Origin of the sequence: Paracoccus liaowanqingii (assembly GCF_004683865.2) — a bacterium.
Lineage (GTDB): Bacteria > Pseudomonadota > Alphaproteobacteria > Rhodobacterales > Rhodobacteraceae > Paracoccus > Paracoccus liaowanqingii.
The window spans coordinates 2,667,966-2,693,530 of record NZ_CP038439.1; the positions used below are offsets into that span (position 1 = coordinate 2,667,966).

The 25,565-nt window shown below is 67.7% G+C and carries 22 protein-coding genes and 1 tRNA gene; 16 read left to right on the forward strand and 7 right to left on the reverse strand.

Annotated features, from left to right (window positions below; all coding sequences use genetic code 11):
• Positions 1–146: 146 nt before the first annotated feature.
• Genes E4191_RS12845 through opgC form a run of 3 tightly spaced genes read left to right on the forward strand, consistent with a single transcriptional unit; the run spans position 147 to position 4,932 of the window.
• Positions 147–1,649: a glucan biosynthesis protein gene (locus E4191_RS12845; RefSeq protein ID WP_228461309.1), complete on the forward strand. Its 1,503-nt coding sequence runs from the start codon at positions 147–149 to the stop codon at positions 1,647–1,649.
• Complete coding sequence (gene mdoH, locus E4191_RS12850; protein WP_135313754.1) at positions 1,646–3,775, forward strand: glucans biosynthesis glucosyltransferase MdoH; 2,130 nt, start codon at positions 1,646–1,648, stop codon at positions 3,773–3,775. The genes E4191_RS12845 and mdoH overlap by 4 nt, the downstream gene beginning before the upstream one ends.
• Positions 3,772–4,932 (forward strand): OpgC domain-containing protein, encoded by a 1,161-nt coding sequence (gene opgC / locus E4191_RS12855; RefSeq protein WP_135313755.1) that lies wholly within the window; start codon positions 3,772–3,774, stop codon positions 4,930–4,932. Before mdoH ends, opgC begins: the two co-directional genes overlap by 4 nt.
• 6 nt (positions 4,933–4,938) lie before the next feature.
• Here the strand turns inward: opgC and E4191_RS12860 are convergent, their stop codons facing one another.
• On the reverse strand, positions 4,939–7,071 hold the full coding sequence (locus E4191_RS12860) for a hypothetical protein (RefSeq protein WP_135313756.1): 2,133 nt from the start codon (positions 7,069–7,071) through the stop codon (positions 4,939–4,941).
• A gap of 535 nt (positions 7,072–7,606) precedes the next feature.
• On the opposite strand from E4191_RS12860, the gene E4191_RS12865 reads away from it, so the two are divergent.
• Genes E4191_RS12865 through E4191_RS12875 form a run of 3 tightly spaced genes read left to right on the forward strand, consistent with a single transcriptional unit; the run spans position 7,607 to position 10,622 of the window.
• Positions 7,607–8,998 carry a glycosyltransferase 61 family protein gene (locus E4191_RS12865; protein ID WP_135313757.1) on the forward strand — a complete coding sequence of 464 codons (1,392 nt, stop codon included), beginning with the start codon at positions 7,607–7,609 and terminating at the stop codon, positions 8,996–8,998.
• Positions 8,999–9,006: 8 nt separating this feature from the next.
• Complete coding sequence (locus E4191_RS12870) at positions 9,007–10,023, forward strand: glycosyltransferase (RefSeq protein WP_135313758.1); 1,017 nt, start codon at positions 9,007–9,009, stop codon at positions 10,021–10,023.
• Complete coding sequence (locus E4191_RS12875; protein WP_135313759.1) at positions 10,020–10,622, forward strand: serine O-acetyltransferase; 603 nt, start codon at positions 10,020–10,022, stop codon at positions 10,620–10,622. Before E4191_RS12870 ends, E4191_RS12875 begins: the two co-directional genes overlap by 4 nt.
• 110 nt (positions 10,623–10,732) lie before the next feature.
• Here the strand turns inward: E4191_RS12875 and E4191_RS12880 are convergent.
• A tRNA-Arg gene (locus E4191_RS12880) sits at positions 10,733–10,809 on the reverse strand.
• Positions 10,810–10,936: 127 nt separating this feature from the next.
• Positions 10,937–12,346 (reverse strand): sensor histidine kinase, encoded by a 1,410-nt coding sequence (locus tag E4191_RS12885; RefSeq protein WP_135313760.1) that lies wholly within the window; start codon positions 12,344–12,346, stop codon positions 10,937–10,939.
• A 252-nt stretch (positions 12,347–12,598) separates the two neighbouring features.
• On the opposite strand from E4191_RS12885, the gene rpmH reads away from it, so the two are divergent.
• The 10 genes from rpmH (at position 12,599) to E4191_RS12935 (ending at position 20,708) form a co-directional block, all read left to right on the forward strand.
• Positions 12,599–12,733, forward strand: coding sequence for a 50S ribosomal protein L34 (gene rpmH, locus E4191_RS12890; RefSeq protein ID WP_028725980.1), 135 nt, complete (start codon positions 12,599–12,601; stop codon positions 12,731–12,733).
• Positions 12,734–12,846: 113 nt separating this feature from the next.
• Positions 12,847–13,200 (forward strand): ribonuclease P protein component, encoded by a 354-nt coding sequence (gene rnpA, locus E4191_RS12895; RefSeq protein ID WP_135314469.1) that lies wholly within the window; start codon positions 12,847–12,849, stop codon positions 13,198–13,200.
• Positions 13,197–13,460 carry a membrane protein insertion efficiency factor YidD gene (yidD, locus tag E4191_RS12900; protein WP_135313761.1) on the forward strand — a complete coding sequence of 88 codons (264 nt, stop codon included), beginning with the start codon at positions 13,197–13,199 and terminating at the stop codon, positions 13,458–13,460. Before rnpA ends, yidD begins: the two co-directional genes overlap by 4 nt.
• On the forward strand, positions 13,444–14,331 hold the full coding sequence (gene ttcA, locus E4191_RS12905) for a tRNA 2-thiocytidine(32) synthetase TtcA (protein WP_135313762.1): 888 nt from the start codon (positions 13,444–13,446) through the stop codon (positions 14,329–14,331). Before yidD ends, ttcA begins: the two co-directional genes overlap by 17 nt.
• A 58-nt stretch (positions 14,332–14,389) precedes the next feature.
• Positions 14,390–15,685, forward strand: coding sequence for an EAL domain-containing protein (locus tag E4191_RS12910; RefSeq protein WP_135313763.1), 1,296 nt, complete (start codon positions 14,390–14,392; stop codon positions 15,683–15,685).
• A 174-nt stretch (positions 15,686–15,859) separates the two neighbouring features.
• Complete coding sequence (gene yidC, locus E4191_RS12915) at positions 15,860–17,743, forward strand: membrane protein insertase YidC (protein WP_135313764.1); 1,884 nt, start codon at positions 15,860–15,862, stop codon at positions 17,741–17,743.
• Entirely contained in the window at positions 17,740–18,501 is a 762-nt protein-coding gene (locus tag E4191_RS12920) for an MOSC domain-containing protein (RefSeq protein WP_135313765.1), read from the forward strand. Before yidC ends, E4191_RS12920 begins: the two co-directional genes overlap by 4 nt.
• Positions 18,498–19,148 (forward strand): ribosome biogenesis GTP-binding protein YihA/YsxC, encoded by a 651-nt coding sequence (gene yihA, locus E4191_RS12925; RefSeq protein ID WP_135313766.1) that lies wholly within the window; start codon positions 18,498–18,500, stop codon positions 19,146–19,148. The genes E4191_RS12920 and yihA overlap by 4 nt, the downstream gene beginning before the upstream one ends.
• Before the next feature lie 64 nt (positions 19,149–19,212).
• Entirely contained in the window at positions 19,213–20,112 is a 900-nt protein-coding gene (gene argB, locus E4191_RS12930; protein WP_135314470.1) for an acetylglutamate kinase, read from the forward strand.
• A gap of 77 nt (positions 20,113–20,189) precedes the next feature.
• Positions 20,190–20,708: a SixA phosphatase family protein gene (locus tag E4191_RS12935; protein ID WP_135313767.1), complete on the forward strand. Its 519-nt coding sequence runs from the start codon at positions 20,190–20,192 to the stop codon at positions 20,706–20,708.
• 75 nt (positions 20,709–20,783) lie between these two features.
• On the opposite strand, the gene E4191_RS12940 is transcribed toward E4191_RS12935, so the two are convergent.
• The 4 genes from E4191_RS12940 to E4191_RS12955 all read right to left on the reverse strand — a co-directional run bounded on the left by E4191_RS12940 (position 20,784) and on the right by E4191_RS12955 (position 25,438).
• Entirely contained in the window at positions 20,784–21,575 is a 792-nt protein-coding gene (locus E4191_RS12940) for an amino acid ABC transporter ATP-binding protein (protein ID WP_135313768.1), read from the reverse strand.
• Positions 21,576–21,586: 11 nt separating this feature from the next.
• The gene (locus E4191_RS12945; RefSeq protein WP_135313769.1) at positions 21,587–23,041 is read right to left on the reverse strand and encodes an amino acid ABC transporter permease; all 1,455 of its coding nucleotides are present in this window, start codon (positions 23,039–23,041) and stop codon (positions 21,587–21,589) included.
• A gap of 1 nt (position 23,042) precedes the next feature.
• Positions 23,043–24,299 (reverse strand): amino acid ABC transporter permease, encoded by a 1,257-nt coding sequence (locus E4191_RS12950; RefSeq protein ID WP_205965819.1) that lies wholly within the window; start codon positions 24,297–24,299, stop codon positions 23,043–23,045.
• Between the two features lie 113 nt (positions 24,300–24,412).
• Complete coding sequence (locus tag E4191_RS12955; protein ID WP_135313770.1) at positions 24,413–25,438, reverse strand: amino acid ABC transporter substrate-binding protein; 1,026 nt, start codon at positions 25,436–25,438, stop codon at positions 24,413–24,415.
• Positions 25,439–25,565 lie beyond the last annotated feature (127 nt).

A 25,565-nucleotide genomic window follows, 5' to 3' on the forward strand; every position in this document is an offset into this window, starting at 1 on the left:
TGCCGATACTCTGACGACTTGGTGAGCGCGCTTGCTGCGTTGCAGCGGCGCGTCTATAGTCCAACGGTTCCATCGAGACATTCCCACACATGAAGCGCCGTCAATTCCTGAATGCCGCCACAGCCCTTGCCGCCGGCGGGACGCTGATGGCGGTTCCCGCACAGGCCCAGGCCCCTGCCGACGACCAGCCGGCCGGTTTCGGCCCGCCCGCGCCTGCGCCCTTCGATTTCGAGCAGGTCGCCGCCCTGGCCGCCCTGCGGTCGCAGAGCGTCTATGTGCAGCCGATCTCGGAACTGGTGGGCACCTTCGCCGACCTAGACTACGACCATTACCGGGGCATCCGCTTCCGCCGCGATCTGGATCCGCTGGCGGGGCAGAAGGCCTTCGGCGTCGACCTGCTGTCGCCCGGCTCGATCTTCTACGAGCCGGTGCAGATCAACCTGGTCCGCGACGGCATCACCCGGCCCATCCCCTTCGATCCCGCGATGCTGGAATTCGATCCCGCGCAGTTCCCCGACGGCCCGGATCTGGAGACGATCGGCAACATGGGCTGGTCGGGCTTCCGGATGCGCACGGTCCTGAACCGCCCCGGCATCATGGACGAGTTCGTGGTCTTCCAGGGCGCCAGCTATTTCCGCGCCGTCGCGCGCGGCACGCTCTATGGTCTGTCGGCACGCGGCCTGGCGATCAAGACCGGCAGCCCGGATGGCGAGGAATTCCCGCTGTTCACCGATTTCTGGATCGTCGAGCCCGCCCCCGGCCAGACCACGGTGCGGATCTATGCGATCCTCGACAGCCGCTCGGTCGCGGCGGCCTTCCAGTTCGACATCTCGCCCGGCGCGGTGACGATGGTGCGCACCCATGTCGCCCTGTTCCCGCGCACCGACCTGCGCGAGACGGGGCTGGCGCCCCTGACCTCGATGTTCTGGTTCAGCCCGGCCTCGCGCCGCGAGGTGGACGACTACCGCCCCGCCTGCCACGACAACGACGGCTTGCAGATGCAGACCGGCGCCGGAGAGGCGCTCTGGCGCGGGCTGATGGCGCCGCGCAAGATCCAGATCTCCAGCTTCACCGACAGCGATCCGCGGGGCTTCGGACTGGTGCAGCGCGCGCGCGACTTCGAATCCTTCCAGGATGCCGAGGCGATGTACCACCTGCGCCCCTCGGCCTGGATCCAGCCCGAAGGGGACTGGGGCGAGGGCGAGGTCCGGCTGATCGAGATCCCGGTCGAGAACGAGTTCAACGACAACATCGTCAGCTACTGGCTGCCCAAGGAGCCGCTCATGCGCGGCGAACGCCGCGATTTCCGCTATCGGATGAGCTTTGCCGCCCTGCCGCCCAGTGAGATGCCCCTGGCCAAGGTGCGGCAGGTCCGCTCGGGCCGCTCGATCAATGTCGAGACGACGCGCAGCTATGTCATCGACTTCGATCTGGGCATGTTCCGCGAGACGCTGCCCAACTATCAGGTCAGCGCCTCGGAAGGGCGGATCGTGCATGCCTATATCAAGCAGCTGCCCGAGCAGAACGCCCTGCGCCTGGCCTTCGAGTTCGAGCCGGGCCGGATCGAGCTGTCCGAGCTGCGCGCCGTGCTGACCGATCCCGACGGGCTTGCGCTGAGCGAGACCTGGCTGACCCGCTGGACGGCATGACCTCCGCGCTTGACCTGACGCCGACCGACCGGCAGGGCGCCGCGTCGACGGGCGCGGATGCGCGCCCGGCCGTGCCGCCCTTGGCGCCGCTGGACATGCCGGTGCAGGATTTCACCCGCCCGGCCCAGGGCGGTCCTGACCGGGTCCGCAACGGGCTGCGCGTCTGGATGGCGCGGCTGATCGCCTTCGGCGGCACCGCCGCGCTGGCGGTCGTGGGCTTTTCCCAGATGCTGGCCGCCTTCGGCGCCAACCCGACGCCGATGCAGATCGCGCTGCTGATCCTGTTCGTGCCGACCTTTGCCTGGGTCGGGTTTTCCTTCTGTGGCACGCTGGCGGGGTTCCTGGCCCCGACCCTGACCACCCCCGAGGGGCCGAACGACGCCCGGCTGGTGATCGTCATGCCGATCTATCACGAGGATGTGGCGGTCAGCACCGGCTTGCTGGTGGCGCTGGCGCGTGAACTGGACGCCCTCGGGATGGGCCGGCGGACCGAGATCTTCGTGCTGTCCGACACTCGCAATCCCGAGATCGCGGTGAACGAGACGCTGGTGATCGACGCGGCGCGCGCCCTGTCGCCGCTGCCGATCTGGTATCGCCGCCGCCTGACCAACGAGGACCGCAAGTCCGGCAACCTGGCGCAGTTCATCCGCAACTGGGGCGGGCGCTATGACCAGATGGTCGTGCTGGACGCCGACAGCGTGATGTCGGGCGCCACCATCAAGGCCCTGTCGGCGCGCATGAATGCCGATCCGCGCATGGGCCTGATCCAGACCATGCCGATGCTGGTCGGCGGAGAGACGATCTTTGCCCGCCTGACCCAGTTCGCGGGCCGGGTCTATGGCCCGATGATCGCGCGCGGCGTGGCCGCCTGGTCGGGCAATACCGGCAACTACTGGGGCCACAACGCCATCATCCGGGTCGAGGCCTTCGCCCGCGCCTGCGGGTTGCCCACCCTGCCCGGCTCGCCCCCCTTCGGGGGCACGATCCTCAGCCACGATTTCGTCGAGGCGGCGGCCATGTGCCGTGCGGGCTGGACGGTGCGTCTGGACCACGACCTGCGCGGCAGCTTCGAGGGCTGCCCGCCCACGCTGCTGGACATGGCCGCGCGCGAGCGCCGGTGGGCGCAGGGCAACCTGCAGCATTCCCGCCTGCTGGCCATCCGGGGCCTGCGTGGCGTCAGCCGGGCGCATTTCATCATCGGCATCATGGGATTCCTGATGAGCCCGCTGTGGCTGGCCCTGATCCTGGTGGGTCTGGTCCTGTCAGCCACGGTGCTGCTGTCCACGCCGGAATACTTCCCGAACTCGTACCAGCTGTTCCCCGAATGGCCGGTCTTCGACAGTCGCCGGATGCTGTGGCTGTTCGTGGGCGCGATGACGCTGCTGCTGCTGCCCAAGTTCATCGCCACCTTCCGCGCCTGGCTGCGCCCCCTGGCCCGCCAGTCCGGCGGGCGGGTGCGCATCTTCGCCAGCGCCCTCTTCGAGACGATCCTGTCTGCGCTGATCGCGCCGGTGCAGATGCTGGTCCAGACGCGGCAGATCTTCGAGATCCTGTCGGGCCGCGACAGTGGCTGGGACGCGCAGACCCGCGCGGGCTCCATGCCCTCCTGGGGCGTGGTGGCGCGGCACCACTGGGCGCATGTGGTCTTGGGCCTGGGCACGCTGGTCGTGCTGGCGCGGTTCTCGCCCGAGCAGCTGATCTGGCTGTCGCCGATCCTGGCGGGGCTGATCCTGTCGCCGCTGACCTCGCGCCTGTCGGCCAGCCCGGTCTTCGGCCGGTGGGCACGACTGCGCGGGCTGCTGGTCACCCCCGAGGAACGCGATCCCCCGGTGATCCTGTCCGAGGCCGCCGCCATCACCCGCAGCCTGCCCCAGCCCGTCACGGGCCCGGCGGCCCTGATGCGCTTGGCCGAGGACCCCGACCTGCTGGCCCGCCACAGCGCCCTGCTGGCCCCCCTGCCCGACGACCTGCCCCGCGCCCTGCGCCTGGACCGTGTCACGGCGGGGGCCAAGATCGACCACGCCGCCAGCCGCGGACAGGCCCTGCGGGACCTGGACCCGGCCGAGACCGACGCCATGCTTCTGGACGCCGCCCTTCTGACCCGCTGGAGCCGGCTGCCCGCATGAACCGTCTTATCGCGCTGGACATGCTGCGCGGCTACGCGCTGGTCAGCATCATGGTCAATCACATGCCGATCTCGGCCATGCGGCAGGTGACGCTGCCCAATTTCTCGATCTTCGACGCGTCCGAGATGTTCGTGCTGCTGTCGGGCTTTCTGGTCGGCATCGTCTGGCTGGCCGTCGAGGCCCGCGAGGGGCGCCGCACCGCGCAGCGCCGCTTCGGCCGCCGCGCCTTCGAGGTCTGGCGCGCGATGATCGTCGGCGCCGTGCTGATGGCGCTGCTGTCGGCGGCGCTGCTGGCGCTGGACCGGCCCCATACCGCGATCTGGAACCAGTATGCGACCTGGGTGCTGGACAATCCCGTGGGCTTCATCGGGACGGTCGCGACCTTCTGGGTGCAGCCCAACATCATCGACGTGCTGGCCGTCTATGTGATCCTGATCACCCTGTCGCTGGTCGTGGTGCCGCTGATGCTGCGCTGGCCCTGGGTCGTGGCTGTCGGTTCGGTCCTGCTGTGGTGGCATGCGCCCACACTGAACGCGATGGTCCCCAACCACCGGGTCGAGGGGGGGTTCCTCTTCAACCCCTTCGGCTGGCAGATGCTGTTCTATACCGGCGTGGCGATGGGCCTCTTTCGCCAGCGCATCATGGCGGCGCTGTGGCCGTGGCGGCACCTGCTGACCGTGCTGGCCTTGGGCATGTTCGCCTTCGGCAGCGCCATCGTCATCGGCGCCAAGATCGGAGAGCCCGCCCTGGCCTTCCGCGAAGCGCTGAAGCTGGTCTATGGCAGCATCGACAAGTGGAGCCTGGACGGCACCCGCTATCTGGCCATCGTCGCCGCCGCCTGGCTGGTGGCCGTGCCCTTGGCCCGCCCGATGGAAGGGCTGGCCGCCACCCGGATCGGCGTCGCGCTGCAGCAGATCGGCCGGGGGGGGCTCTTGTCCTTCGTGGCCTGCGTGCTGCTGTCGGTCCTGGGCGATTCGCTGCAGATGACCCCTGCGGACCAGAGCATCTGGCGCCGGCTGGCGGTCGACATCTGGGCCTGCCTGGCGCTGTGGTGGATCTCGGCCCTGTGGCTGCAGTATGGGGCGCCGTGGCAGCGCGCCCGCAAGGAGGCTCAGGCGGCCCGCCGCCTGTCCCGGCGCGGCCCGCCCATCCGCTAGGCTTCGCTAGATCGCGACCGGCACGGTGCGGGCATATTGCAGCTTGCGCCCGTGCCCCGCATCGATCCCGCCCGACGGGCAGGCCGCCCCCCGGGTCCACCACAGATCGAAGGCCAGCGTGCCCGCGACCGGGTCATGGACCGGCACGAAGGACGCCTTGTACAGGCAGGCCGGGCGCGGATGCAGCAGCGGCGCCAGGCTCCAGTCGACCTCGGTCCAGGATCCCGGCTTGAAGATCCCGAAATAGAGGTTCCCGTCCTGGCGGGAATAGAGCAGGCAGACCAGCCGGTCGCCCACCCATTTCACCTCGTGATGATGCGCCATCCGGAAGACGCTGAGGGGCGTCTGCGCCGCATCCAGCGTCCACGGCCCCTGCAGCGTGGGCGCGGTCCAGTGGTGCATCACGGGCCGGTCGATCGTCCACATGTGCCACAGCCCCGCCTCGGGATCGTAGATCATCGTCGGCGACAGCATGATGTTATGGTCCGCCGGCAGGCGCATCAGCTCGATCGGCTCCGACCAGCCATGGCCGTCGCGGGTCGTGCGGCACCGCAGCACCACGTCGGAATTGGCCGGTCCGCGATCGCCCTCCGAGCGGGGCTCGTAGGCCCGCCAAGCCACGACCAGCACCCCGGCGACGGGGTCATGGGTGATGAAGGTGTCGCTGTTGTAGGCGCCGGTGACCGGCTTGCGGACATCCAGCGGCTGCGGCACGTCCGCCAGCAGCGTCCAGGTCAGCCGGTCGTTCGAACCGTAGAGGAACGGATCCTCCAGCGCCGGACCCCGGGGATAGGCGGTGATGGCGCAAAGATACCGATAGCCGCAGAGATCGACGGGCAGTTCCACGATGCAGGGATGGATGACGTTCTCGCCGGGCGTGTAGGTCGTCTGCAGGCTGGCGGCAGAGGGCGGGCCATCGGTGGCGACGTGGCCCAGCCAGCCGGTGCCCGGATGGAAGTCCGGATCGCGATAAAGGTCCAGCGGCGCCGGCGCGGCGGGCTGGCCCGGCGTCGCGGAAAGGGCCTGCAACGCGGCATGGGACAATGGGGCGGGACGGCGCCCCAGATGACAGGGCCTGGGCGCGACCGGAGCCATCGCCTGCACCGGGCCCACGACATTCGAGACGACCCACCGCCAGGCCGTGGCGGGGCCGCGCAGACGGGCGCGCAGCCATGCGCCGCGATGCTCGGCCCCCAGCTGGACGCTGGACGACCGCGCCCCGGCGAGGGGCGTCCATCCGTCGTGGCCCAGACCTGTGTCATGGCGCTGCCACTGGATGTCGGCGATCAGGTCGGTGGACCGGCCCGGATCGACGGACAGCAGGTCGCCTGCGCGGGGCTCGCCCGCCACGGTCGGACGGACCGGCACGCCGTCCAGAGCATAGGCCGTCTCGACGCCCCAGAGGGGTTCGCGCTTATACAGCGCGGCAAAGCGGCTGGACCGGGACCGCCGGACCAGCCAGCCCTCCTCGACGGTCAGGGCCGCATCGCCCGGCCCGGGACGGAAGGTCGAGGCCAGCGCACGCTCCTCGCCGTTGTCGTCCTCCGGCTCTGGCAGATCGACGCGCAGCCACCATCGGCCGTCGCCGTCCGTCAGCCGCCGGTTGGTTTCCTGCCCGCCGCGCGGCCCGTCCTCGGGAAGCCAGACGCGCAGGCGCGGCACATGGGTCACCACCAGCCCGCACGCGGCGGGGATCGCCTGCCCGCGGGGCGTGCGAGTCTGGAAGGCGGCGGGGTTGAGCGCCGAGATCAGCACGATCTGATCCGCAATCGATGGCGCCACCTGACCGTCGACGGACCCGGTGGCGAGCTCGGCCAGCGGGATGCGCGCCGAGGCCCCCCATCTGGGAAAGCGATCGAACAGCGGATCGTTCGTCTGGTTGGGGCCGCGAATGACCAGATCGCCCGCCTCCAGGGTGAAGATCCGACGCAGCACGGGCGCGGGGCCCGCGTTCACCGCCGCGTCGCGCGAGGGGAAGAACCTGACCGCATGAGCCAGCAGGCCCGGGTCCAGATACGCGACGACCTCGGGCAGATCCACCGAAGGCTGCGACCGAAACGGTGCCGAGATTGCGGACCAGATGTCCTGAAACGTGCCTGACGCTGCCGCCGGGCTGCTGCCGGGCATGTCCATGGTCATGGGCCGACCCTCCTGCCGAGGGGGCCAGGAACGCGGCTGCTCGCCCCCAAGGATGCCGGGCCGGGGCCGCCTTGCAACTCTGGACAGCAGGGGAGGGGTGTGAAGGACAGATGTCTCATGAAGGAAAACGCCACCAAATACGGAATTACCAAGATCAAGATGACAAATCGGCCGCACACCAAAAAGCACGTGCCGGTTGTTTGAAAAGCGGCAGCATAAACCACCGGAGTCCCGATACGCATCTATACCAAGATTTCGGGACGCGCGGCACAGCCGATAAACTGTCTTTTCAGGCAAAAACCCGCACCTAATACCTATCCAAAAAGTCAGGTCATCGGATCACAACTTAATATTTGATTAATACACGCATTCGTTCTTCTGCCCTTTTGTACAGGCCGGTCCACCTCGACCTTTTGTAGGAAACGGTTTAGATCATTGTCAACCGATCGCCCTTGTTTTGCTGGCCGTGCCAGAGGGCAAAGTCGGAGCAAGGTCAGCTTTCGATCCTTTGATCCTTAAATGGTGGGTGACTTTTATGCACGAAAAATGGCGTTTGCCCCCGGCCGACATTCTGCACGTTCCGACGCTGCACGGGAATATCTCTTACATCGGCACCTCGCCCAGCTGGATCGTCCGCAAGGTCGATTCCGCGGAAATCCGCGCCTTCGCGGCCAGCGACAACGATGACCTGAAGGCCCAGCAGCAGGCCTCGATCGACCGCCGGATGGAGCTTCTGCCCAAGAATGTCCTGGAAGTCCGCAGTTCTCCGGTCGTGCTGCAGAACGCGCGCTTCGCGCATGGTCTGGTGACGCTTGGTGGGCGGTTCTGGCTGAACGGCGCCTCGGGAAACCGGGCCCGCAAGAAGTTCGAACTGGCCAACCCCGCCAAGGGCGAGGAAAGCCCCCATATCGCGCTGCTGCGCGAATCGCGCGACCACGCCACGTCGCCCATGCCGGTCTATGACGCGGCCGAGGCGGCGGAACTGGACATCTCGATCGAGCTGAAGAACGGCTTCAACTACTATCACTTCCTGACCGAGACCCTGGGCTCGCTGGCGCATTACCTGGACGACACTTCGGACAGGCCGATCTCGCTGCACCTGCCCGACAACTCGATCAAGGGGTTCCTGCGCCGCTTCATCGACGCGATCTATCCCAGCCTGACCCATCGCGTGCAGTTCGTCGTCAAGCCGGTGCGCTTCGACGCGGTGCGTTCGGTCTACAGCCACCAGCACTACCTGTCGGCGGTCAACGACCCCTTGGTCGAGCAGGCGCTGCAGGACGAGGGCACGGATCCGGCATGGCGCCAGATGGCCACCGATCCGCTGCATGTGAAGAAGGCCTGCATGCAGTCCTACGAATCCAGCCTGGGGCTGCTGCGCAAGGTCGCCCTGCTGCAGATGGAGCTGGCCAATGTTGGCCCGACCCCGCGCCTGATCTGGATGGATCGGGACGAGGGCGGCGAGGCCCGCGCGCGCGGCCTCAGCGGTCACGAGCCCCTGCTGGCCGAACTGACCGCCCGCGGCTTTGAGAAGGTCATCTTCGAGCGGCTGTCCCCGCTGGAGCAGATCGCGACCATGAACCGGGCCGACATCGTCATCGCGCCCCATGGGGCGGGACTGGCCAACATGGTCTTCGCCAAGCCCGGCGCACGGGTAATTGAACTGGCCAACCGTCAGATCCAGTTGCACAGGTGGGGAGACTTCTTCAAATGTGCGCATGTTTCCCGGTGCCACTACGATACGGTCTTCGCCGATATCGAGGGCCATGACGATCCGACCACGAACCCGCCGATCTCGGCCGGGCTGAAGGGCGTCCGGATCGGCGCAAGGGCGACGGATCGGATTGTGCAGATTGTCGATGAAACCCTCTCCCTGCCCGATCGCACCGTCTTCGGCGATCACGGACGGACAACGCACGTCGCCTGATATCTCTCATGTGTCCTGAGACCCCCGCGCGCCTTGGCGCGACGCCCGCGCGTGGGTCGTCTTTGGCCGTGATCATCGTGAACTACGGCACGGCCGAGCTGACGGTCGCGGGCATCCGCAGCGTCCTGGACCGCCATCACGGCGGGCGCCGGGTCGAGGTGCATGTCGTCGACAATGCCTCGCCCGGCGACGATGCCGCCGTGCTGGCACGGCATCACGCGGCAGAGGACTGGGGCGCCCGGGTCACGCTGTGGCTGGAACCGGTGAACCACGGCTTCGGGCGCGGCAACAATCTGGTCATCGACGCGCTGCTGGCCCGGCCGGACGCGCCGGATCATGTCTTCCTGCTCAATCCCGACGCGGCGCTGGAAAACGAGGCCTTGGCAATCCTGGCCGACCGGCTGGACGCCACGCCCTGTGCGGCGGTGGCCGGAGCGGGCATCTCGCTGCCCTCGGGCCAGCCGGTCACGGCGGCCTTCCGATTTCCCTCGGCCCGCGGCGCCTTCGCGCAGGCCACGAATTTCGGCCCGATCACGCGCCTCTTCGACACCCGGATGGTGCCCCTGCCCCCCGACCATCCTGATGGGCCGGTCGATTGGGTGGCGGGAGCCGCCGTGATGTTCCGCCTGTCTGTGCTGCGCCGGACCGGCGGCTTCGATCCTGACTTTTTTCTCTATTTCGAAGAGGTCGAGCTGATGCACCGCATCCGCGCGGCCGGCCATCAGGTCCTGTATGTCCCCGGCGCGCGGGTGCGCCATGCCGAGGGCGCGGCGACCGGGATGAAGGACGACGGCGGGCCGCGCAGGCGGCACCCCTCCTACTGGTACGATTCGTGGCGGCATTATCACGTCAAGACCGCGGGCCGGGGCGGCGCCCTGCGGGCGGCCTTGGGCTGGATGGCCGGGGCGGTGCTGAACGTCCCTTTGGCCCGCCTGCGCGGCCAGTCCCCGGCGGCGCCCCGGGGGTTCTTTCGCGATTTCCCGCGCCACGCGGTCAGGGCGGTTCGGGCAAGGCCACCGGGATGACCCATCAAAGCTGGAAGATCAGGGCCGCCACGGACATCCGCTTTGTCCCTGGGCGGGGAAGCCCCGATTCGAATCCCCCGGGCATCGGCCTGCGTGCCCTGATCGCCGAGGATTACCGCAGCCATGACAGCGACTGGTTCTCGGAAGGGTTCTGGGCGCTGTTCTGGCACCGCTTCGGCAACTGGCGCATGGGCTTTCGCAAGCCGCTGCGGGCGCCGATGACGCTGCTCTACCGGATCATGTTCCGATGGGTCTCGCGCTCGACCGGGATCTACCTGCCCTATACCGTCCGGGTCGGACGCCGCGTGCGGCTGGAACATTTCGGCGGCATGATCCTGGTCGCGCAATGGATCGGCGACGACGTGACCATCCGCCAGAACACCACCTTCGGCATCGCCCGGCGCGACGGCCTGGACGACCGCCCCGTGATCGGAGACCGGGTCGAGATCGGCGCGGGCGCCGTGATCCTGGGGGCGGTCTGCATCGGCGACGACGCGATCATCGGCGCGAACTCGGTCGTGCGCCGCGATGTCGCGGCCGGCACCATCGTGGGCGGCGTCCCCGCGCAAGTCATCGGTCGTACCACCGAACCGAAGTAGGGCGCTGTCCTAAACCGGAGCTGCGACCCGGGCCATCGTCATGCGCAGGGTCTTGCACGACCGACCCGTGCGAGTCCGCAGCAACTTGAAGGATCTTAAGAAAGGAGAAATGGTGCACCCGGAGCGATTCGAACGCCCGGCCCCCAGATTCGTAGTCTGGTGCTCTATCCAGCTGAGCTACGGGTGCAACCTAAGGCGAGGAATTAGCCGGAGGGTCGGGGGGATGCAAGGGCCAAAGGGCAAAAAGATGAAGTCTTTTTGACATGGGCCGCGTCCGCGCGAATGCCCGCCGAAAACCCCCCGCCCGGCCCCGGTCAGCGGTGCGCGTCCGCCCCCATGGCAAGGCCGCGGGGGATGTGGATGCAGAACTGGCTGCCCTCGTCATCGCTGCGCAGCAGGTCCAGGCGGCCGCCATGGCCGCGCACCAGATCGTCGGCGATGGTCAGGCCCAAGCCCGTGCCACCACGCCGGGTGCTGCCGGTGAAGGGCTTGAACAGGTATTCGCGCGCCCGGTCTGGCAGGCCCGGGCCGCTGTCGCAGACCTTGATCCACCAGTCGTCCTCGGTCTCGCCGGCGCCGATCTCGATCGTGCCGGGCTGGCCCGTGGCCTCGATGGCCTGGCGGGCATTGCGCGACAGGTTGGCCAACACGCGGTACAGCTGGTCGCGGTCGGCCCGGATGGTCAGGCTGGGCGGGATGTCGGTCAGGAACTCGACCTGGCCCGCCGCCTCGCCGGCCAGCGTCTCGGCCTCGATCACCTCGGTGGCCAGCGTGGCCAGCGGAAAGCGCGACAGGGTGGGCGCGGGCTCCTCGGCCTTGCCGAAGGCCAGCGTCGTCTCGCAGAGGTTCACGGCCCGGGTGATCGACTTGACCAGCTTGGGTGCGGCACGGCGGACAGCGGGATCGGCGCTGTCCTCCAGCCGGTCGGCGAAGATCTGGGCGGTGGTCAGGATGTTGCGCAGGTCGTGGCTGATCTTGGCCACGGCCTGACCCAGCTGCGCCATCCGCTCCTTCTGCTTGAGGGACGAGGTCACGGTCTGCTGCATGGACTGCAGCGCCGATTCCGCCTCGCGCAGCTCGGCCAGGCGGGCATCGGGGATGATGATGTGGCGCACGTCCTCGGGCGCGCTGGCATAGGCCGACATGTGGCTGATCACGCGGCGGATCGGCACCAGGATCAGCCGCTGCGCCGCCAGGAACAGCAGCACGGCGGTCAGGATGGAGAACGCCGCCGACACGGCCAGAAGCCGCAGGCCATAGTCGATCATGGCCAGACGCAGGGGCGCGGTCTCGATGGTGATCTCGATCAGCTGCCCGGCCTGATTCACCGGTGCGCCGATCACCCGGATCACCCGGTTCTGCCGGTCGGCCAAGGCCGCCAGCGAATCGTCGATGGTCTGCAGCACGCCCTCGGTCCGCAGATCGTAGGTGGCGATGATGGGCCCGGGGATGGGCGAGGACAGGACCAACTGGCGGACATCGTCGCGGCGCAGCACCACGTTCAGGACCCCGGCGGTCGCCAGCAGCTCGGATTCCAGATCCAGCGCGATCGATTCGTCAGTCGCCAGCACGGCCAGGCTGGCGATCTGAGCCCGCTCCATGCGGCTTTCCAGATAATCCAGCCGGAATCCGGCCAGCGAGGGCAGCAGGATGAACAGCTCCGCCAGAACGACGAACATGGTCGTCAGTACAGCGAATCGGCCAGAGATCGTGTTCGGTCGCATCTTGTCCGGGGTTATGTCGGGGCGGGCGGCGCTTGTCAGCCGCGCGATTGCGGGTTGTCGCATCAAACGAATGTGATCGATGCAGGGTTCCCTGAGGGCCCAAGACAGGGTTTTCGGGTTTCGGCAGTTGACGTGGGCCGTCATTACCCCTAATCAGCGGGCTTCGAAACAACCGGCGCCGTGGCGCAGGGCAGTTGCCTGCAATCTGCTCTGTCCTGATGCCCCCCGCAAGAACCGACCCGGAGACTGACCATGAAGCGCACCTTCCAACCGTCGAACCTCGTTCGTGCGCGCCGCCACGGCTTTCGCGCGCGCATGGCCACCAAGGGCGGCCGCCGCGTCCTGAACGCCCGCCGCGCCAAGGGCCGCAAGCGTCTGTCGGCCTGATCCCCCGCGATCCGGTCGGCGGCCAAGACCGCCTCACAAGGGCTTTCGACATGCCGCCCCTGCCCCATCCCGCTGACATTCAGCCCCAGGATGACGGCACGGCGGCATTTCGCATGTCCGATCCTGCGCGGTTCCCGATGCCGCCCGTCCTGCGCCAGCGCGCCGACTTCCTGGCCGCCGCCCGCGCGCGGCGCCAGGGGATGCCCGGCTTCCTGCTGCAGGCCCGGCGCCGCGACGATGACGGGCCGGCACGGATCGGCTTCACCTGTTCCAAGAAGATCGGCAATGCCGTCGCCCGCAACCGCGCCAAGCGCCGCCTGCGCGAGGTGGCCCGACTTGGCCTGCAGGGGCTTGGCCAGCCCGGATGGGATTACGTCCTCGTGGGCCGTCCCGAGGCCACCATCGCCCGCGACTTCGCCGAACTGCGCGCGGATTTCGCCCGCGCGATGGACAAGATCCACAGATGAGCCCGCTGGCGCGCCTTCTGGCCCTGCCGGTGCGCGGCTATCGTCTGGTCGCCTCGCCCTGGGTGGGGCATGGCTGCCGGTTCCAGCCCACCTGCTCGGCCTATGCGCTGGACGCGCTGGCCCGCCATGGCGCCCTGCGCGGCGGCTGGCTGGCGCTGCGGCGGATCGGGCGCTGCCACCCCTGGGGCGGGCACGGCTATGACCCGGTGCCCGGCGCCGATCCCGATCACGAAGGGGCCCGCGATGCTGGACGACGCTGACACAACCGAGATCCATCCGCTGTTCGCGGGCGCCCCGCAGTCGACCGAGTTCCGCAAGCTGCGCAAGCGCCTGGTCCGAGAGACCCGCGCCGCGATCGAGGATTTCGCCATGGTCCGCCCCGGCGACCGCTGGCTGGTCTGCCTGTCGGGCGGCAAGGACAGCTATACCCTGCTGGCCGTACTGCATGAACTGCAATGGCGCGGGCTGCTGCCGGTGGACCTGCTGGCCTGCAACCTGGACCAGGGCCAGCCGAACTTTCCGGCGACCGTGCTGCCCCGGTTCCTCGAGGCACGCGGCGTCCCGCACCGCATCGACTACCGCGACACCTATTCCATCGTGACGGACAAGGTGCCCGCCGGGCGCACCTATTGCGCGCTCTGTTCGCGGCTGCGGCGCGGCAACCTGTACCGCATCGCGCGGGAGGAGGGATGTTCCGCCGTGGTGCTGGGCCATCACCGCGACGACATGCTGGAAACCTTCTTCATGAACCTGTTCCATGGCGGGCGACTGGCCACCATGCCCCCCAAGCTGCTGAACGAAGAGGGCGACCTGACCGTCCTGCGCCCGCTGGCCTATGTGGCCGAGGCCGATTGCGACCGCTTCGCGCGGGCGATGGCCTATCCGATCATCCCCTGCGATCTGTGCGGCAGCCAGGACGGGCTGCAGCGCGTGCAGGTCAAGCGGATGCTGGACGAATGGGAGACGCGCATGCCGGGGCGGCGGCAGGTGATGTTCCGGGCGCTGATGAACGTGCGCCCCTCGCATCTGCTGGACCGTGAACTGTTCGATTTTTCAGGACTTCTGGCGCCCGATCCGGCCCGGATGCCGGACCCCGTGCCGGTCCTGCGCGATCCCGACGCGGGCCATTAACACACCGAAAAGACATTTGCCCTAATCCTGATGCCGGTGATTCCGTGAAAGGTCCGGCATGTCGATGAACGTAACCCGCCTGTTCTCGCCTTTTCGCAGCCTGCTGGGCCAATCGGACCATGCGCGCGACGTCTCGCGCAGCGTGCTGCTGCTGCGGCTGGAAAACACCCGGACCCTGGGCAGCTTCCTGGACCGGCTGGCCATGCAGCACCTGCTGGACCATCTGACCCTGACCCTGGGCGCGGCGGTGCGGCCCTGCGATCCGGTGCAGTTGGCGGCGCCGGGGCATTTCTCGGTCCTGCTGCACAACAGGACGCTGCGCGACGCGGCGGCCGTCGCGCGGCGCCTGCTGCTGCAGGGACAGGGGCCGGTGTCGCTGGCGGGCCAGCAGATCACTCCGGTGATGACGGGCGTGCTGATCCATGCCGATGCCCCCGACCTGCCCCCGGTCGCCGCCATGATGGACAATGCCCGCCAGCGGATGCAGATGGTGGCCGATGCCGATCTGGGGCGGCTGTCTCTGTATTCCCACGACCCGCAGCTGTCCGGCCCCGGCCTGCCCGCGACGGTCAGCGACGCGATCGTGGCCGGGCAGATGGTGGCCTGGTTCCAGCCGCAGGTCTGCTGCAATTCGGGCGACATCGCCGGGTTCGAGGCGCTGGCCCGCTGGCATCACCCGGTCCACGGCCTGCTGACGCCGGGCGCGTTCCTGGCGCAGATGACCCCGGCCGATCACAACACGCTGGCCCTGTTCATGCTGGCCCAGGCCCTGTCCGCACTGCGCTGCTGGGACGAGGAGGGGTTCGAGGTGCCGACCGTGTCGATCAACATCTCGAATTGCGAGCTGTCCGACCAGGGCTTCGCCGACTGCCTCTTGTGGGAGATGGACCGCCACGACATCCCGCCAAGGCGCCTGGTGGTCGAGGTGCTGGAAAGCGTGGGGCCGATGACCTCGAACGCGCAAACGCTGGAGAACCTGCGCCGCCTGTCGCGCGCGGGCTGCCGGATCGACCTGGACGATTTCGGCACGGGATATGCCAGCCTGGACGCGATCCGCCAGTTCGGCATCAACCGCATCAAGATCGACCGCAGCTTCGTCACCGCCTGCGACCTGGACGAGGGCCAGCAGCGCATGATTCTGGCCATCCTGGCCCTGGCCGAGCGTCTTGGCCTGTCGGTGCTGGCCGAGGGGGTCGAGACGCGCGAGGAATTCGCCTTCCTCTCGCAGATGGGCTGCGACGAGCTGCAGGGCTATGCCATCGAACGCCCGATGCCGCTCAGCGACAGCTGCAACTTCCTGGCCCGCCACCGACAGGCCGCCGCCGACCTGCCCACCATCGCCTGGCGGGGCTAGCGGCGCCGCCACCGCCCCGCTGCCGCCACGTCACCCCGGCCTTCCCGACCGGGGACGACCCCCCGTCCTTGCGCGAATTCCCTTGCAATCCTGCCCCGGATGGCAAATGCGCTTGACCTTTAGGGGTGTGTTCTGTTGAACCGGCCCGACTGACGCGATGACAGTGGTGACCGAATGGAAGACAACAACCGCAATCTGATCCTGGCGACGGTCCTGTCGTTTCTGGTGATCCTGGTCTGGTATACGGTCTTCGCCCCCGAGCCGGTCTCCGACCAGCCCTCGGGCGTTCCCTTGGCGGAACAGAGCATCGGCGACCAGCCGCTGGTCCCGGCCGTGCCCGGCGTGGCCGATGGCGCGGCCCCCGCCGATCTGGCCGCAGCGCCCGAGACGGCGGAACCGGCAGGGCGCGTGGCGATCCAGTCGCCGGCGCTGGCGGGCTCGATCTCGCTGGCCGGCGGACGCATCGACGACCTGCTGCTGACCCGCTATGACGAAACCCGGGACGAAGGCGCGCCCGACGTGCGCCTGCTGTCGCCCTCGTCCGCCACGGCGGATGACCGCGTCAACATCAACGTCACCCAACCCTATTACGCCGTCTATGGCTGGACCCCCGGGCCGGGCGTCGATGCCGCCTTGGTGCCCAACCCCGCCACGGTCTGGACCTTGGAATCGGGCGAGATCCTGGCACCCGGCCAGCCGGTCACGCTGGCTTGGGACAACGGGGCGGGGCAGATCTTCCGCCGCAGCTTCTCGCTGGACGAGAACTATCTGTTCAGCGTCTCGCAAAGCCTGGAGAACAACGGCGATGCCGCCTTCGCCGCCGCGCCCTACGGCCTCATCGCCCGGCACGGACGCCCGCAGACCGAGAATTTCTTCATCCTGCATGAAGGCGTGGTGGGGATGCATGACGGCACCCTGATCGAGACGAAATACGACGCGATGACCGAACTGGACCCCATCGCGCGCGAGGGCCGGGCCGACGTCTACGAGATCGCCGGGAACGGCTGGATCGGGTTCACTGACAAGTACTGGATGACCTCGCTGGCGCCCGCGCCGGGGCAGGCCTTCACCGCCGTTGTGAAATATGTCGAGGGGGCCGACATCTACCAGACCGAAGCCCGGTTCCCGATGCAGACCGTCCAGCCCGGCACCTCGCTGTCCGCCGACAGCTATCTGTTCGCGGGCGCCAAGGTGTGGGAGGTCCTGCGCGACTACGAGGAGACCCCGGGCATTGAGGGTTTCGTGGACTCGATCGACTGGGGCTGGTTCTACTTCCTGACCAAGCCGATCTTCCAGCTGCTGCATTTCCTCAACAGCTATATCGGCAACATGGGCTGGGCGATCATCGCGCTGACCTTCGTGCTCAAGACGCTGGTCTTCCCGCTGGCCCGCAAATCCTACATCTCGATGGCGAAGATGAAGGAACTGCAGCCCCAGATGGAGGAGATCAAGTCCCGCACCGGCGACGACCGCATGAAGTTCCAGAAAGAAGTGATGGAGCTGTACAAGCGGGAAAAGGTGAACCCCGCCGCGGGCTGCCTGCCGATCCTGCTGCAGATCCCGATCTTCTTCTCGCTCTACAAGGTGATCTTCGTCACGATCGAACTGCGCCACGCCCCATGGCTGGGCTGGATCCAGGATCTGTCTGCGCCCGACCCCTCCAGCCTGCTGAACCTCTACGGGCTGCTGCCCTATGGCGTGCCGGCGCAGGGGACCCTGCTGCATTCGCTGACCCTGCCCGCGCTGGCCATCGCGCTCGGCATCAGCATGTGGCTGCAGCAGCGGCTGAACCCGGCGCCCACCGATCCGGCACAGAAGATGATCTTTGCCTGGATGCCGTGGATCTTCATGTTCATGCTGGGCGGCTTCGCCTCGGGTCTGGTGCTGTACTGGATCACCAACAACGTGATCACGATCCTGCAGCAGTACACGATCATGACCATGCACGGCGCGCGGCCCGACCTTCTGGGCAACGTCAAGTCCTCGATCCCCGCGCGCAAGCGGATCTCGCCTGCCAAGCCCAGCGACAAGCCCGGCAAGGGAGGCGCCGGCAAGTGACCGCGCATCTGGCCCTGATCCGCCGCCATCCGATCAAGTCGGTCGGCGGAGAGGGGCTGGAACACGTCACCCTGCAGGCGGCCCGCCGCCTGCCCGGCGACCGCGAATGGGCGGTCCTGACCGAGGCCGGCGAACGCCACGCCGTGGCCAGCCAGACCGACGGGCAGCCGGATCGCTGGCTGCCCAAGTCCTGCTTCCTGCGCGGCGTCGTCTCGGCCGACCTGCAAGCCGTCACGGGCGGCTGGTCCGAGGGGCGGCTGACCCTGTCCCATCCCCGCCACGGCAGCCTCTCCCTGGACCCCGAGACCGAGGGCGCGCGCCTGATCGACTGGCTGCGCCCGCTCTGGCCCCAAGGCGCGCCCGCCCCCTCGCGTCTGGTGCGCGGGGCGGCGATCTGGACCGACCAGAAATGGCCGTGGCTCTCGATCCTGTCGCTGGACAGCCTGCGCGATCTCGAAACCCGCACCGGGCAACTCTTGGGCACGCATCGCTGGCGCGGCAATCTGTGGATCGAAGGCTGGGCCCCCTTTGCCGAGCGTGAGCTGATCGGCCAGGTCATCCGCATCGGCGCGGTCGAGTTGCGCATCGCCGCCCATGTCGGGCGCTGCGACGCGACCAGCGCGAATACCGACACGGGCCAGCCCGACATCGACATGGTCGCCGCGCTGGACCGCCTTTACGGCCACACGGATTTCGGCGTCTTTGCCGAGGTCGTCACCGGCGGCCAGCTCCGCCTTCAGGATCAGGTCTCCGCATGAAAGTCGCCTTCCCCACCGCCCCCGATCCCGATCCCGAAGCCGCCGAGGCCGCGCGCCTGCTGTTCGCGGGCCCGGTCGATTTCGTGAAGGGCGTCGTCCACATGGACGGGTTGCCGCCCCCGAACCGCCCAGAGGTCTGCTTTGCAGGCCGATCCAATGTCGGCAAGTCCAGCCTGATCAACGCCCTGACAGGGCGCAAGGGGATCGCGCGGGCCTCGAACACGCCGGGCCGCACGCAGGAGATCAACTACTTCGCCTTGGGCGAGCAGGCCTATCTGGTCGACCTGCCCGGCTATGGTTTCGCCAAGGCGCCGCTGGCCATCGTCGCCAAGTGGCAGGCCCTGCTGAAATCCTACCTCGCCGGCCGCCAGACCCTGCGCCGCGCCTTCTGCCTGATCGATTCGCGCCACGGCGTGAAGGATGTCGACCACGAGATCATGACGCTGCTGGACCGCTCGGCCGTCCCCTTCCAGGTGGTGATGACCAAGACCGACAAGCTGGGCCCGAACGCGCTTCTGCCGGTGCTGGACCAGGTCCGCGAGGCGTTGCAGAAGCACCCCGCCGCCTATCCCGAACTGGTGGTGACCAGCTCGGAAAAGGGCCACGGCATCGCCACCCTGCGCACGATCATCGCCGGGCTGGACTGATCCGTCCTGCCGTCCTAGGGTCGCCCCCGTCAACACGGGGCTTTTCAGGATGAGAACGCAGAACATGAACCGGGACTGGATCGCCACCGCTCGCACCCTCTCCGAGGCGCTGCCCTATCTGCAGCGCTATTCGGGCTCTGTCGTCGTGGTCAAGTTCGGCGGCAATGCGATGGGCGACGATGACGCGATGGCCGAATTCGCCCGCGATGTCGTGCTGATGAAGCAGGTCGGCATGAACCCGGTCGTCTGCCACGGCGGCGGCCCGATGATCAACGACCTGCTGGCCAAGCTGGGCATCGAAAGCCGCTTCGTGCGCGGCAAGCGCGTGACCACCAAGGAGACCGTCGAGGTGGTCGAGATGGTGCTGTCGGGCCTCGTCAACAAGCGCATCGTCCAGGCCATCAACGACGCGGGCGGGCGCGCCGTCGGCATCTCGGGCAAGGACGACGACATGATGGTCTGCGAGGCGGACGATCCCGAACTGGGCTTCGTCGGCCGCCCGGTCGAGATGAACGTCCAGATCATCCGGGACCTCTACACCGCGGGCATGATCCCGGTCATCGCCCCCGTGGCCACCGGGATGGAGGACAACGAGACCTTCAACGTGAACGGCGACACCGCGGCGGGCGCCATCGCGGGCGCGCTGCAGGCCGACCGCCTGCTGCTCTTGACCGATGTGGCGGGCGTCAAGGACGCCACCGGACAGGTCGTCACGCAGCTGCATCCCGATCAGGTCCGCGCGATGATCGACGACGGCCAGATCGCCGGCGGCATGATCCCCAAGACCGAGACGGCGCTGAAGGCGCTGAAGGACGGCGTGCGCGCCGTGGTGATCCTGGACGGCCGCGTGCCCAATGCCTGCCTGCTCGAGCTGTTCACCGAACATGGCGCCGGGTCGCTGATCCGCACCACCGAGCCGCGCGTCAAGCCGCGCGGCCTCCGGCAGGGCGATGTCGGATTGTGACCTGATTGCTTGCCGGACCGGCAATGCCTGTGGCAGGCTGCTAAAACTGACGGCATGGCACAAGAGGCATATCCTTCATGACCCCACTCGGACACCGACGCCTGATCCTGACCCGCCATGCGAAATCGGCTTGGGACGACCCCCTGCTGGACGACCATGACCGGCCCCTGAACGACCGCGGCCGCCGCTCGGCCCGCGCGCTCGGGGACTGGTTGGCCAGCCGGGGCTACGAGCCCGAGGAGGTGCTCTGCTCCTCCTCCGCCCGCACCCAGGAAACCTGGGCCGTCCTCGCGGGCGCCCCCCTCGAGGTGCGCCCCGTGATGCGGATCGAGCCCGGCCTCTACCAGGCAGGCGCCGACCGGATGATGGCGATCCTGAAGACCGCGACCATGCCCACGGTCATGATGCTGGGCCACAATCCCGGCATCTCGGACTTCGCCGCGCTGCTGCCGGCGCGCCCGCCGATGGACCCGGACTTCCGCCGCTATCCGACCGCCGCGACCCTGGTCGTCGACTTCCAGGTGGACGCGTGGGACCAGATCCGCCCCGGCGAGGGCAGCGTGATGGACTTCATCCGCCTCGACGGCCGCATCTGACCCCGCCCCTGCGGCGGTCCGAACATATCCCGGGGGGAGCTCAGCGGGGGGCAGGGCCCCCCTCCCCCCGCGCCGTCAATGCCCCAGGATCTGGCTGAGAAACAGCTTCGTGCGCTCGGACTTGGGGTTGTTGAAGAAGTCGGTCGGGTTGTTCTGCTCGACGATCTGGCCCTGATCCATGAAGATCACGCGATTGGCCACGGCCTGGGCAAAGCCCATCTCGTGGGTGACGCAGATCATCGTCATCCCCTCCTCGGCCAGCTGGATCATCGTGTCCAGGACCTCCTTGATCATCTCGGGATCCAGCGCGCTGGTCGGCTCGTCGAACAGCATGATCTTGGGCTGCATGCACAGCGACCGCGCGATGGCGACGCGCTGCTGCTGGCCGCCCGACAGCTGGCCCGGATACTTGTCGGCCTGCTCGGGGATCTTGACCTTCTCCAGGAACCGCATCGCGGTCGCCTCGGCCTGCTTCCGTGGCACCTTGCGCACCCAGATGGGCGCCAGGGTGCAGTTCTCCAGCACGGTCAGATGCGGAAACAGGTTGAAATGCTGGAACACCATCCCGACCTCGGAGCGGACCTTGTCGATGTTCTTGATGTCGCTGGTCAGCTCGACCCCGTCGATGACGATATGGCCGGCCTGATGCTCCTCCAGCCGGTTGATGCAGCGGATCAGCGTCGACTTGCCCGACCCCGAGGGGCCGGCGATCACGATGCGCTCGCCGCGATGCACGGTCAGGTCGATGTCGCGCAGCACGTGGAAGGATCCGAACCACTTGTTCATGTTGCGGATGTCGATGGCGACCTCGTCGCTGACCGTCATCTGGCTGCGGTCGATCTGGCGGGGGATGGTCTGTTCGCTCATGGCGCCGGTCCTTACCTGTGGTCACGTTGCAGACGGCGTTCCAGATACATCGAGTATCGCGACATGCCGAAGCAGATGAGAAAGAAGATGCCGCCCACGAAGATGAACGGCTCCCAGTAGATGCCCTTCCATTCGATATTGGCGCGCACCGCGTCCGACATGGACTTCAGCGGGTCGTAAAGGCCCACGAAGGTCACCAGCGTGGTGTCCTTGAACATGCCGATGAAGGTCGAGACGATGCCGGGAATGCTGATCTTCAGCGCCTGCGGCAGCACGATCAGCCGCTGCGCCTTCCAGTAGTCCAGCCCCAGGGCGTCGGCGGCCTCGTACTGGCCCTTGGGCAGGGCGGCCAGGCCGCCGCGGATCACCTCGGCCATGTAGGCGGCGGCAAAGATCGTCACCATGATGATGACCCGCAGGATGATGTCGAAGCTGGTGCCGGGCGGCAGGAAATAGTTCAGCAGCAGCGAGGCCACGAACAGCAGCGTGATCAGCGGCACGCCCCGGATGAACTCGATGAAGATCACCGACAGCGACTTGATCAGGAACATGTCCGACTGCCGCGCCAGCGCCAGCACGATGCCCAGGGGCAGCGACAGCGCGATGCCCGCCACCCCGATGGTCAGCGACAGAAGGAAGCCGCCGAAGCGGTCGGACCGCACCGATTCGATGGACAGCGACAGCAACCGCTCGGCATCGCCCGTCGCGTCGCCCGCGAAGACCATCCAGAAGACCAGCGTGACGAGGATCGCCGCCACGGTCGCCAGCAGCGGCGAAACCCGCGACACAAGCCGCCAGGCGATCCAGCCCAGCAGCGGCCCGACCAGCACGAAGATCGGCCCCCACAGGCTGCCGCCCCACAGGAACCACACCCCCAGGAGCGGGTAGATGGCCGAGAAAGGCAGAAGCCAGGTGATGTTGCGCTCGGACAGATAGCCGCCACCGGCCAGCACCAGCACCGCGAAGGCCAGCCAGACCACCGGGGCGCCCAGCACCACCATCGCCCACAGCGTGACGACGGCGGTGATGGCCAGCACCACCCGGCGGATGGTCAGCGAGGCCGAGAACAGCACCGGCGCCAGGGCGACCATCAGCAGTCCGAAGGTCATCGTCGGGCGCCAGTACAGGTTCTGGGGATAGAAGCCGAAGAGGTACTGGTTCCAGCGCTCGCGGATGACCGCGAAACAGGCGCCGCGCGCGTTGTCGCCCCAGGTGGCCGTGATGATCTCGCGGCACTCGTTCAGGCTGGAGGCGTTCCAGACCGAATGGGCGAACCAGTCCCAGAAGGTGGCGATCAGGAACCAGACGATCAGCAGCCCCAGCAGGGTCAGGATCGTGTTCACCGGGCCCGAGAACAGGTTCTCGCGCATCCATTTGACCGCCCCCGATTCGCGGATCGGCGGCGCGGCCGAGGGCAACATCGTGTCGCGGACGAAGGGGACGGTCTGGGCATGGGTGTCGCTCATCTTACCGTTCCTTCAGCTTGACGCGGGCGTTGAAGATGTTCATCCCCGACGAGATGATCAGGCTGAGCACCAGATAGGTCAGCATCATCAAGACGATGGCCTCCAGTTCGCGGCCTGTCTGGTTCAGCGTGGTCCCGCCGAGCGTGCCGCGCAGGTCCATGTAGCCGACCGCGATGGCCAGCGAGCTGTTCTTGGTCAGGTTCAGGTATTGCGAGATCAGCGGCGGGATGATCACCCGCAGCGCCTGCGGCAGGATCACCAGGTTCATCGTGCGGTTCGGGCGCAGGCCCAGGGCGAAGGCCGCCTCGGACTGGCCGCGGCTGACCGACAGGATGCCCGCGCGCACGATCTCGGCGATGAAGGCGGCGGTGTAGAGCGTCAGCGCCAGCCACAGGGCCACCAGCGAGTTCGACACGTTCAGCCCGCCGGTGAAGTTGAAGCCCTGCAGGCTCGGCGCCTCGAAATGCAGCCCGAAGACCCAGATCAGGATCAGCGAGGGCACGGTCATGATGGCCAGGTTCTTCCACCAGGTCACGGGGCGGTCGCCGGTGCGGTCCTGAACGGCCTGGGCATGGCTCAGGATCGCGCGGCGGATGAACCAGCCGCCGACCAGCGCCACGACGAAGGCGATGGTCGCCCAGTTGAAGGTGATGCGCGCGCCCAGATCCAGGCTGCCGGGATCGTTGGTCATCGCCAGGGTCGGGATCGCGGTATAGCGGTTGGTCAGCGCCACATGATCGAAGAAGATCATTGAGGCGGCGGGGTCGTCGCCGCGATAGGCATTGGGCGGCGGCATGATCTCGGTGAAGATCGCATAGACGATCAGGATCCACAGCAGCAGCGGCATGTTGCGGAAGATCTCGACGAAGACGGTCATAAGCCGCGCGAACAGCCAGCTTTTCGACAGGCGCGAGACGCCCACGATCACGCCCAGCACGGTGGCCGCGATGCAGCCCAGCACCGCCACGATCAGCGTGTTCAGCAGCCCCACGACCGAGGCGCGCAGATGGGTGTCATCGGCCGTGTAGGGGATCGGGGTCTGCGAGATGTCGTATCCGGCGCGGCTCCACAGGAAGCCGAAATCGAAGCTCTTGCCCATCAGGGCCAGGTTGCGGATCGTGTTGTCGACCAGCCACCACGCGCCGGCCATGACCAGGATGAACACGATGACCTGAAAGGTCAGCGACCGATACCGCTGGTCGTTGACCAGCATGCTCAGCCGGAACGGCGCATGCGCCGGGGCCGGGACGTCCGTCATCTTCTTTTCCCCTGTCACCGCCAGCCGGCTTTGCGCCGGTCGTTTAAGGTCGGTCGTCTCGTTTCGAAAAGGGGCCGGCCCCTGCAAGGGCCGGCCCCGGTCGTGTCAGCCGATCAGCGGAAGGGCTGCGCGTACAGAAGGCCGCCCTGCGTCCACTGCGCGTTCAGGCCGCGGGCCAGGCCGATCGGGGTCTGCTCGCCGATATTGGCGGCAAAGATCTCGCCATAGTTGCCATTGGCCAGGATCGCGCGGCGTGCCCATTCGGCGTCCAGGCCCATCATGGCGCCCAGCTCGTCGGTGGTGCCCAGAAGGCGCTGGACCTCGGGGTTGGTCGAGGACCGCACCAGCTCCTCGATGTTGCGCGAGGTGACGCCGTATTCCTCGGCGGCGATCAGCGCGTTCAGCGTCCAGCGGGCGATGTCGCCCCAGTTGTTGTCGCCATGGCGCACGGCCGGGCCAAGCGGCTCCTTCGAGATGATCTCGGGCAGGATGATGTGGCTTTCCGGGTCGGCGAAGGCCGCCCGCGTCGCCGCCAGCCCCGAGGCGTCGGTCGTGTAGGCGTCGCAGGCACCGGCCATGTACTGCTGCTCGCCCTCGGCATTGCTGTCGATGTTGACGGGCGTGTAGTCCATCTGGTTGGCGCGGAAATAGTCGGCCAGGTTCAGTTCGGTCGTGGTGCCGGTCTGGATGCAGATGGTCGCGCCGTCCAGCTCCTTGGCCGAGGTCACGCCCAGCTCACGGTTCACCATGAAGCCCTGGCCGTCGTAATAGTTGACGCCCACGAAATCCAGCGCCAGGTCGGTGTCGCGCGAATAGGTCCAGGTCGAGTTGCGGGCCAGCACGTCCACTTCGCCCGAGCTGAGCGCGGTGAAGCGCGTCTGGCCGGTGGTCGGCACGAACGAGACCTTTTCGGGGTCGCCCAGCACGGCCGCCGCAAGCGCGCGGCAATAGGCGACATCGAAGCCCGTCCAGTTGCCGTTGGCATCCGGGGCAGCAAAGCCCACGAGACCGGTATTGACGCCGCAGTTCAGCTCGTCGCGCTCCATGACCTGGGCAAGGGTCGCCCCTTCTTGGGCCATCGCCACGCTTGCCAGCACCGTTGTCGCGGCCACCGTTCCCAGGAAAACCGATTTTTTCATTGCTACCTCTGTGTTGGAGCCTCTGGCGGACCGCGGGGGACCGTCACAGGCAGTGCGGGCCCTTGAGGGCCCTTGTCGGCATAGCACGGCGAACTGCCGTCCTATTAGGCGGTATTGTGCCGATACA

Excerpts from the sequence above, each read along its gene's own strand:
- E4191_RS12845 (WP_228461309.1), top strand. The coding sequence starts at position 147 with ATGGCGGTTCCCGCACAGGCCCAGGCCCCTGCCGACGACCAGCCGGCC.
- mdoH (WP_135313754.1), top strand. The coding sequence starts at position 1,646 with ATGACCTCCGCGCTTGACCTGACGCCGACCGACCGGCAGGGCGCCGCG.
- opgC (WP_135313755.1), top strand. The coding sequence starts at position 3,772 with ATGAACCGTCTTATCGCGCTGGACATGCTGCGCGGCTACGCGCTGGTC.
- E4191_RS12860 (WP_135313756.1), bottom strand. The coding sequence starts at position 7,071 with ATGACCATGGACATGCCCGGCAGCAGCCCGGCGGCAGCGTCAGGCACG.
- E4191_RS12865 (WP_135313757.1), top strand. The coding sequence starts at position 7,607 with ATGCACGAAAAATGGCGTTTGCCCCCGGCCGACATTCTGCACGTTCCG.
- E4191_RS12870 (WP_135313758.1), top strand. The coding sequence starts at position 9,007 with ATGTGTCCTGAGACCCCCGCGCGCCTTGGCGCGACGCCCGCGCGTGGG.
- E4191_RS12875 (WP_135313759.1), top strand. The coding sequence starts at position 10,020 with ATGACCCATCAAAGCTGGAAGATCAGGGCCGCCACGGACATCCGCTTT.
- E4191_RS12885 (WP_135313760.1), bottom strand. The coding sequence starts at position 12,346 with ATGCGACCGAACACGATCTCTGGCCGATTCGCTGTACTGACGACCATG.
- rpmH (WP_028725980.1), top strand. The coding sequence starts at position 12,599 with ATGAAGCGCACCTTCCAACCGTCGAACCTCGTTCGTGCGCGCCGCCAC.
- rnpA (WP_135314469.1), top strand. The coding sequence starts at position 12,847 with ATGTCCGATCCTGCGCGGTTCCCGATGCCGCCCGTCCTGCGCCAGCGC.
- yidD (WP_135313761.1), top strand. The coding sequence starts at position 13,197 with ATGAGCCCGCTGGCGCGCCTTCTGGCCCTGCCGGTGCGCGGCTATCGT.
- ttcA (WP_135313762.1), top strand. The coding sequence starts at position 13,444 with ATGCTGGACGACGCTGACACAACCGAGATCCATCCGCTGTTCGCGGGC.
- E4191_RS12910 (WP_135313763.1), top strand. The coding sequence starts at position 14,390 with ATGTCGATGAACGTAACCCGCCTGTTCTCGCCTTTTCGCAGCCTGCTG.
- yidC (WP_135313764.1), top strand. The coding sequence starts at position 15,860 with ATGGAAGACAACAACCGCAATCTGATCCTGGCGACGGTCCTGTCGTTT.
- yihA (WP_135313766.1), top strand. The coding sequence starts at position 18,498 with ATGAAAGTCGCCTTCCCCACCGCCCCCGATCCCGATCCCGAAGCCGCC.
- argB (WP_135314470.1), top strand. The coding sequence starts at position 19,213 with ATGAACCGGGACTGGATCGCCACCGCTCGCACCCTCTCCGAGGCGCTG.
- E4191_RS12935 (WP_135313767.1), top strand. The coding sequence starts at position 20,190 with ATGACCCCACTCGGACACCGACGCCTGATCCTGACCCGCCATGCGAAA.
- E4191_RS12940 (WP_135313768.1), bottom strand. The coding sequence starts at position 21,575 with ATGAGCGAACAGACCATCCCCCGCCAGATCGACCGCAGCCAGATGACG.
- E4191_RS12945 (WP_135313769.1), bottom strand. The coding sequence starts at position 23,041 with ATGAGCGACACCCATGCCCAGACCGTCCCCTTCGTCCGCGACACGATG.
- E4191_RS12950 (WP_205965819.1), bottom strand. The coding sequence starts at position 24,299 with ATGACGGACGTCCCGGCCCCGGCGCATGCGCCGTTCCGGCTGAGCATG.
- E4191_RS12955 (WP_135313770.1), bottom strand. The coding sequence starts at position 25,438 with ATGAAAAAATCGGTTTTCCTGGGAACGGTGGCCGCGACAACGGTGCTG.